Consider the following 7,174-nt stretch of genomic DNA (forward strand, 5'->3'; position numbering starts at 1 on the left):
CTGTTGAACTCCACCCGGTAACCACGATTCACCTGCACCCGACCCCGGTCGTCCGTCCACGCCACCCGGAAGACGATCTGACGCTCGGGTTCCAGGAGCCGCTCGAGGATCCCGGCTTCCGCGTACTCGGGGCGCGCGGCGAGCACGGGGGCGAGGGTGTCCAGCACCTCTCGTACGGCTTGGTGGAACTCGGGCTGAGCCGGATTGCGGCGCTCGATCTCGGCCCGGAGTGCGTCCAGCCTGTCCTTGGCGACGGTCACGTGTGGTCCTCTCCCATGCAGCCGGCGGGCCTGCGGGCCCGGGCGGGGGAGCCTACCGTGCGCCCCCGCATCCCAGGAGGGGGGCTCCAGCACGGCTCCACCGCGGCTACGACGGGAGGGAGAGGGACCACCCCGCGACGTCTGCGAGGCGGCCGCGCCACAGCGCGTAGCGCATCGTCTGGTTGGCCGCGCCGGTGAGGAACGTGGCCTCCCGCAGGTGCACCCAGCGGGGCAGCAGACCCGGGGTACGGGATCCGAGTTCCTCGCGTACGGTCTCCCGGACGAGGCGGGGGACGGCGGCGAGCGCCTCCGACCCCGGACCGCCGTCGCGCAGGGTCTGCTCCCACTCCTCCTCGTACGCCCTGCGGCTGATCGCCTGGCCGTAGAGGAGGCCGCCGGGGATGTTCAGCGAGACGCCGAAGTGGGACTGGCCCGTCTCGTCTCCGTCCAGCATGCTGATCAGCATTTGCAGGTCGAGGTCCAGGAGCGGCTCGAACACGTTCGGATGCGCGCCGTCGCCGCGCTGCTCCGGTCCCCCGGCTTTGGATTCGGACATCGAGGCTTCCCTCCCGTAGGACGCGCTGACCGGGAACCTCGTGGCACCGTCGTCGCCAGCACGAACCGTCCCCACCGTACCGGGGGCGCCGGCCGCTCGGGCCGGCGCCCGGGCCGATGCGAGACCCACGGCCCCGCCGCCCACGACGATCACATCGGCGTTCTCCGACGACCTGCCCCCCGCCGCCCCCGCGTGTCACGGGCAAGCCGTCGGTACCACCGGGCGGACCCCTGAGTCCGTCGGCCCGTCAGCCCTGGTCGCGTACGGCCCACGGCGAGCCGTACGCGGTGAGCAGGTCGAGGAAGGGCCGGGGCGCGAAGGCCTCGGGGCCGAGGACGCCCGAGTCGGACCAGACGCCGGTGGCGATCAGTTCGAGCGCCACCACCGGGTTGACCGCGGTCTGCCACACGACGGCCTGGGAGCCGTACTCCTTCATGGACCACTGGTTGTCGACCACGTGGTAGAGGTACACCTCGCGCGCCACGCCCTCCTTCACGCCCTTGACCCAGGTCCCTGCGCAGGTCTTGCCGGTCATCCGGTCCCCCAGCGTCGCCGGGTCCGGCAGGCAGGCCGCGACCACGTCGCGGGGCGAGACCCGGACGGGTCCCGCGTCGCCGGGGACGGTCACCGGGGCCGTCGCGTCCAGGCCCAGGGCGTGCAGGGTCTTGAGCTTGCCGATGAAGTCGTCGCCGAGACCGTACTTGAAGGTGACCCGGCGGGCGTCGATCCAGCGGGGGATCAGCAGCACTTCCTCGTGCTCGACGTTCACGCACTCGACCGGGCCGATGCCCTCCGGGAAGTCGAAGACCTCCGGTTCGCTGAAGGGCTCCGTCGTGAACCAGCCGCGGTCCGCCTCGTAGACCACCGGCGGGTTGAGGCACTCCTCGATGGTGGTCCAGATGTTGAAGGACGGGGCGAAGTCGTAGCCGTCGACCGTCAGGTTCGCCCCGTCGCGCACGCCGATCTCCTCGATCTCGTCGAAGAGCTCCTCGGCGGCGTAGCGGGCGAACACGTCCGACAGGCCGGGCTCCACCCCCATGCCGACGAGCGCGAGCCGACCGGACTCCTCCCACTCCCGGGCCCGTTCGAACTGCTCGTCGCCGAGTTTGACCCCGCACTCGCCGTACGGGCGGCTGGGGTGCGGGCGCGACAGGGACATCGCCATGTCCAGGTAGTGCGTGCCGGCGGCGAGGGCTGCCCGGAAGAGCGGCATGACGAACCGCGGGTCGGTGGCGTTCATCAGGACGTCGCACTGCCGCTCGGCGAGCAGCGCGGTCACGGCGGTTTCGTCCGAGGCGTCGACGCGGCAGGCGCTGAACCGGCCGCCCGGGTCGTCCAGCGCGGCGACGGCGGCCTCGGCCCGGGACTGGTCGTAGTCGGCGACGACGAACTGGTCGAAGAAGTCACGGCGGGCCGCGATCCGGGTGATCGCCGTACCGACGCCTCCGGCGCCGACGAGCAGAACACGCATGGCAGGAACCCTTCATCGAAATAAGTCGAATGAAACGAATGAAACGAATGAGTCGGATGAGAGGTGCGCTCCTCTGGAGGGTGATGAACCCCGGCCGCGAGATTAAGGTCAATGATGTTGGCATAAGGCTCCCGGCGCGTGCCGCACGGGTGAAGCGGGACGGAGGCGGTAGGGCCATGGCCAAGAAGGTGGTCCCCGAGGAGGCACGGCGCCGCCGTCGGCCGACCCGGCAGGGGACGGTCCTGTCGGAGCGGCTGATCGTGGACACGGCGCTTCGGATGCTGCGCGAACACGGCAGCGCCGGGCTGTCCGCGCGCCGGCTCGGCACGGCGCTGGGAGCGGATCCGAGCACCCTGTACCGATACTTCTCGGGGATGGACGACCTCACGCTCGCCATCGGCGAGGAGCTGATCGGCCGGGCGCTCTCGGGCTGGTCCCCGACCGGGGCGTGGCGCGGTGACCTGCGGGACCTGGGGCTGCGCATCCACGGCGCGTACCTCGCCCATCCGCAGGCGGCGGTGCTGACCGCCAGCCGCGTGACGGGGCGACCGCGGGAGATCGCGGCGGACGAGGCGATCCTCGGGGTCCTGCGCACCGCCGGATTCGCCGACCCCGACGCGGTACGGATCTTCCACGCCTTCGTCGACCAGAGCCTGGCCTTCGCGGCGCTGGACGCCGGCGCCCTCGCCCTGACCGACGCCTCACGGGAGGCCGACGAGGCCATGTGGGAGTCGACGTACGCCCGGCTGCCGGAGGGGGACTACCCGCACATCGCGGCGACGGCCGGGCTGCTGGCCGCGCGCATGACGGCCAGCGCCTATCCGACGGCCCTGGACATGCTGCTCGCGAGCGCGGCGGCGGAACTCGCGGACGCGACGCCGGCTTGCCCGACCGGTCCGTGAGGGGGTTGTCCGCGGGTCGGGGGTGTGGCGGCGAAGTGTTCGTCCACCTCGTCACGGTACGTGGTCTCCGCCCCCCATCCGGCCGTCCTCGCAGCCGCACCGGCCCCTCGGCGGTCCGGTCGAGCAGGAGCAACCGGAGGGTGGCGGCGGCCCGTTGCGCCCGACAGCCGCCTCCGCCCGGACGCGGGCCCTACTGGCTCCGCTGGCCGAGGATGCAGAACTCGTTGCCTTCGGGGTCCTCCAGGACCACCCACGACTGCTCGCCCTGGCCGATGTCGACGCGCCGGGCACCGTGCGCCAGCAGGCGAGCCACCTCGGCGGCCTGGTCGTCGGGCCGGAAGTCGAGGTGCAGCCTGCTCTTGACCTTCTTGCTCTCCTCGATCCGGACGAAGTCCAGTCCCGGTACACGGTCGGGTTCAGGCCGGATCTCGAACTCGTCGTCGGAGGTGTAGACCACGACCCAGCCGAGGGCGTCGGCCCACCACTGCCCCAGTGCCGCCGGATCCACCGAGTGGACGATTACCTGTTCCCATTCCAAGGTCATCCGGTGACCTTAAACCGGCCGGGGCTCCGGTGACCAGCCATGTCGGCCTGCTCGCCGGTTCGAGGAAGGCCGCGTGCCGCAGGGGTGCGGGACACGGCCTTCGCCGAGGCGTACGGGGTACGGGGTGCGGGGTTCAGAACCTCGGGCGGCGGAAGTAGTCGCCGGCCTTGGCGAGGCCCACGATGACCCAGACGCCGAGGCCCAGGGAGATCAGCGCCATCACCAGGGAGAAGATGCCTGCTCCGACCGCCTCGTGACGGTCGGAGCCGAGAGCGGCGAGGTTGAAGATCACGCTGAGGCCGCCGAAGAAGGCCTGGACCGAGCCGTAGATGATGCCGGAGATGCGCACGCCCGAGCGGCCCTTGCCCATCTTGACGGCCGTCAGGAACGGCCACAGGGCCAGGCCGATGCAGAGGATGCCCGCGATCACGAGCACGCCTCCGGCGATGGCGCCCACGTCACCCGCCGACGAGCTCGACGACCCCATGAGCGCGGAAGCGAAGAGCGCGCCGCCGAGGAGGACGACCAGGCCCAGCAGCGCCTGCAGGCTGCCCAGGACGAACAGGATGACGCGGGCGCCCTTCGCGCCGCCGGGCATCTCCATGTGCGCCCCCGGGTATCCGGCCGGCCCGCCGGGGTAGCCCTGCTGGGGCGGGTGGGCATAGCCGCCCGGCGGGGCCTGGGGCGGATACGCGTAGCCGGGCGGGGCCTGGGGCGGGTAGCCGTAGCCGGGCTGGCCCTGCGGGGCCTGGGGCTGCTCGCCGTAGGGGTTGTTCGGGCTGCCGTAGCTCATCTCGGGTGTTCCTCCGTGGAAGCGCGGGGACGCACGGCACGCACGCGGAGGAACGAGGTGTGTCTTGCGGTCCGCCCCCCGGCACTGCCCGCGGCACTCATCAGGCTGCATCGTCGTCTGACCGGTGAGGACTTGTCCAGTTGGGTCGTCTCTTTCGGATCGTGCCGGTCGGGCCGGCGGCGTCCGGTGCCGTACAGGGCGAGGCGGAGGGGCGCTTCGCGTACGGGACGTACGCGGTCGTCCCGACAACGCTGCCGGGTGCGGTGTTGGGCAGCGCGGGCCCGGCAGGGGGAAGGAGGCGGCCCGCGGCGCCGGGCGGCCGGTGCGCCCCGGCCGATACACCGCGCGCCGTCCGGCTGGCGTGCCGGCGTCCGCCCGGGGCCGAGCCGACCCGGCAAGGACCGTTGCCGATATGGCAATCTGCTCGAATGGATGACGACATCGACCAAGCGCTCGACGCGGTCGGACCACGACTGCGCGCCCTGCGCCGACAGCGCGAGACGACGCTGGCCGACCTGTCGGCGACGACGGGCATCTCGGTGAGCACCCTGTCCCGGCTGGAGTCCGGTACCCGCCGGCCCAACCTCGAACTGCTGCTCCCCCTGGCCCGGGCCTACGGCGTCACCCTCGACGAACTCGTCGGCGCCCCGCCCACCGGCGATCCGCGCATCCACCTGCGTCCGGTCAACCGCTACGGCATGACGATGGTGCCCCTGACCCGCCGGGCCGGCGGCATCCAGGCGTACAAGCTCGTCATTCCGGCCGACAGCCGCCGCCGGGTGCCGGAGGCGAAGACCCACGAGGGATACGAGTGGCTGTACGTCCTCAACGGGCGGCTGCGGCTCGTACTCGGGGACAAGGACCTCCTGCTCGCGCCGGGCGAAGCAGCCGAGTTCGACACCCGGGTGCCCCACTGGTTCGGCGCCTCCGACGCCGAACCGGTCGAGTTCCTCAGCCTGTTCGGCACCCAGGGCGAGCGCGCGCACCTCCGCGCCCGCCCCCGGCCGGATCCCTCGCCCGAAGGCGTCGGCTGACGGAGGCGATCCGGCAGATGCGGGTCGTCAAGACCGGCGACGGCATCGCCCTCGACGCCCGGACGCCGCCCCGGATCATCGACGCCGCCGAGGCCGGGGGCTACGAGGTCGCGGACCTGCGCGGGTTCCTCGTCCCGTCCGCACGGCGTGAGCCCACACCGTCGGAGACCCGCCGTCCGGAACGCGCCTCCCGGCCCGCCCGGGCAACCGGCGGCGTACGGGCGCCCCGTCGCCTGCCCTGTCAGTGGGCTGTGAAAGGCTCCGCACCGTGTGGCCAGCCGAAAGGGCCGCACCGGTACGGATCGGGTGGGGAGCATGGGACAGAACGACGACGGCAGACCGGGTGTCTCGGACGAGGAGTGGGCGCGGTTCAGCGCGCAGGCGGGCGGCGTCGGCGGGGAGGCACCCGGGGCAGCCCCGAGGGAACCGTCCGCGCGGGCACGGATGGTGACGGAGCGGCTGCGGCTCGAGGAGGCCGAACGGGCGCAGACCGGCCGGGGGCTCTTCCGGCGCGCGCCGAGGGCGGGCGCCGGTGATCCGCCCGGCTGGCGGACCGGGCCCGCCTGGCAGGAGCGGGAGGGCCGGGGCCGGGGCAGGCGACGGTTGAAGGCGACCGCGGCCGTCGTCTTCATCGCCGCGCTCGCGCTGGTGGCGGTGCGGCCGGAGTTGGTGATCGACCGGATCACGGGCAAGGCCGAGGACCGGGAGGAGGCCGCCGCGGCCGCCCCGCTGGCCGCGGAGTCCGCGCGCCCGTCCGCGCCTCCGGCGGAGCTCTACCCGGACCAGCCGACGCTGACGCACCCGTTCCGGGGCTCGCCGGCGCTCCAGTGGGCCGACGGCGCCGCCGGGATCGAGGTGCCGGAGGCGGTGGCGACCGGCGGCATGACCAAGGAGCAGGTGGCGGACGCCCTGGCCAAGGCCAAGCAGTTCCTGGTCGCCGCCAACCTCGACCCGGCCACCCTGCGCGGGGAACAGCCCGCGGCGGCGCTGGCCCTGATGGATCCGAAGGACAAGACCACCAAGGAGCAGGTGGCGGCGTCCTTCGCACGGCCCGGGCTCGACCAGAACCCGCTGGACCTGTTCAGCCGGTACGACCCGGCCGAGCTGAAGCTCGTGGGCGACGTGGTCAAGGTCCGCGGACGCATGTGGGTCGAGCCCGGCGAGGGGCCCGGGCAGGCTCACGTCCGCGTCGACTACTCCTTCGTCTACCCGTTCGCGAAGGCGCAGGGCGGTTCGGACCTGGTCGAGCGGACCATCGTGCGCCGCGAGGCGACCTTCTCGATCGCCGACCCCCGCACGTGGACGGCGACCGCGGGCAAGCTCTGGCTCGTCGCCTACCAGCGGGACATCGCGAACAGCTCGTGCGACAAGCACGACGGGTTCCTGCACCCGGGCTTCACCGAGGACCCGGCGACCGGCACCACGCCCTCCGGGACGCCGGTGGACCCCTACGACCGGAGCAAGACCATCGAGGACTCCTCCGAAGAGGGCTGCACGACCATTTCGCGGTCCTGAGGGGCCGTGGCGGAGGCGGACCGGTCCCCGCCGCACCGGCGGGGACCGGCGGGGACCGGCGGGGACCGGCGGGGACCGGCGGGGACCGGCGGGGACCGG

Annotated in this window: 7 protein-coding genes and 1 pseudogene; 3 read left to right on the top strand and 5 right to left on the bottom strand. The window is 72.9% G+C overall.

The window, feature by feature from the left end; all coding sequences use genetic code 11:
* The 3 genes and pseudogenes from ACFWW8_RS37510 to ACFWW8_RS37520 all read right to left on the bottom strand — a co-directional run.
* Nucleotides 1-260, bottom strand: a pseudogene (locus tag ACFWW8_RS37510) (glutamate dehydrogenase); the annotation flags it as partial.
* A gap of 106 nt (nt 261-366) precedes the next feature.
* Nucleotides 367-816 (bottom strand): hypothetical protein, encoded by a 450-nt coding sequence (locus ACFWW8_RS37515; protein ID WP_386537153.1) that lies wholly within the window; start codon nt 814-816, stop codon nt 367-369.
* Between the two features lie 247 nt (nt 817-1,063).
* The gene (locus tag ACFWW8_RS37520; protein ID WP_386537155.1) at nt 1,064-2,287 is read right to left on the bottom strand and encodes a saccharopine dehydrogenase family protein; all 1,224 of its coding nucleotides are present in this window, start codon (nt 2,285-2,287) and stop codon (nt 1,064-1,066) included.
* A 176-nt stretch (nt 2,288-2,463) separates the two neighbouring features.
* Here ACFWW8_RS37520 and ACFWW8_RS37525 point away from each other — a divergent pair, with 176 nt between their 5' ends.
* Nucleotides 2,464-3,189, top strand: a complete 726-nt coding sequence (locus tag ACFWW8_RS37525) for a TetR/AcrR family transcriptional regulator (RefSeq protein WP_386537158.1) — start codon at nt 2,464-2,466, stop codon at nt 3,187-3,189.
* 190 nt (nt 3,190-3,379) lie between these two features.
* Here ACFWW8_RS37525 and ACFWW8_RS37530 read toward each other — a convergent pair whose 3' ends face one another.
* Nucleotides 3,380-3,733, bottom strand: a complete 354-nt coding sequence (locus ACFWW8_RS37530; RefSeq protein WP_386537161.1) for a VOC family protein — start codon at nt 3,731-3,733, stop codon at nt 3,380-3,382.
* A 133-nt stretch (nt 3,734-3,866) separates the two neighbouring features.
* Nucleotides 3,867-4,526: a hypothetical protein gene (locus ACFWW8_RS37535; RefSeq protein ID WP_386537164.1), complete on the bottom strand. Its 660-nt coding sequence runs from the start codon at nt 4,524-4,526 to the stop codon at nt 3,867-3,869.
* Between the two features lie 428 nt (nt 4,527-4,954).
* Between ACFWW8_RS37535 and ACFWW8_RS37540 the strand changes: the two genes are divergently transcribed.
* Together ACFWW8_RS37540 and ACFWW8_RS37545 are read left to right on the top strand one after the other, a co-directional pair.
* Entirely contained in the window at nt 4,955-5,560 is a 606-nt protein-coding gene (locus tag ACFWW8_RS37540; protein ID WP_386537166.1) for a helix-turn-helix domain-containing protein, read from the top strand.
* A gap of 315 nt (nt 5,561-5,875) precedes the next feature.
* The gene (locus tag ACFWW8_RS37545; protein WP_386537169.1) at nt 5,876-7,075 is read left to right on the top strand and encodes a hypothetical protein; all 1,200 of its coding nucleotides are present in this window, start codon (nt 5,876-5,878) and stop codon (nt 7,073-7,075) included.
* The last annotated feature ends 99 nt before the right edge of the window (nt 7,076-7,174 follow it).

This window comes from Streptomyces sp. NPDC058701, assembly GCF_042715295.1.
Taxonomy (GTDB): Bacteria; Actinomycetota; Actinomycetes; order Streptomycetales; family Streptomycetaceae; genus Streptomyces.